The sequence below is a fragment of the Microtetraspora sp. AC03309 genome (genome assembly GCF_020826795.1).
In the GTDB taxonomy this organism is placed as follows: Bacteria; Actinomycetota; Actinomycetes; order Streptosporangiales; family Streptosporangiaceae; genus Microtetraspora; species Microtetraspora glauca.
The window spans coordinates 1-510 of record NZ_JADDIL010000434.1 but is presented as its reverse complement, the minus strand read 5'-3'; the positions used below and the strand labels follow the sequence as shown (position 1 = coordinate 510).

Genomic DNA, 510 nt, shown 5'->3' with positions numbered 1-510 from the left:
CCGGTATATCTCAAGGTCGAGGCCTACTACGCCGCAGCGGCCGAAGGGGCTCTGCACCTGGAGGACATCCTGGCCCGCCGGATGCGGATTGCCATCGAATACCCGCACCGCGGCGTCGATTGCGCCCGTGAGGTGGCCGAAGTCGTTGCGCCGGTGCTGGGCTGGACCGCCGAGGACGTCGACCGTGAGGTTGCCACCTATATCGCCAGGGTGGAGGCGGAGGTGCTGTCGCAGACCCAGCCCGACGACGAGTCCGCCGATGCACTGCGCCAGGCCGCTCCCGAGGCGCGCGCCGAGATCCTCGAACCCGTGCCGCTGACTTGAGACAACGCCCACCGTTGCCGGTGCGGGACGGCCTGGGCCCGGCCCGCTTGCGGTTGCTGGGTGGCAACGTGTACGACGAGCTGCAGGTGCGGTTCGGGATCGGCGCGAAAGTGCTTGCCGGTGAAGTGGTTCTGCCCGACGGGACGGCCGTCGATGCGACGACGACCCTGCCCGCAGGAGCGCACG

At 69.6% G+C, this 510-nt stretch carries 1 protein-coding gene; it reads left to right on the top strand.

The features are described 5' to 3' along the window. Positions 1–324: glycerol-3-phosphate dehydrogenase C-terminal domain-containing protein (locus IMZ11_RS43720; RefSeq protein ID WP_305075961.1), on the top strand; the 324-nt coding region annotated here is incomplete at its 5' end. Between the last annotated feature and the right edge of the window lie 186 nt (positions 325–510).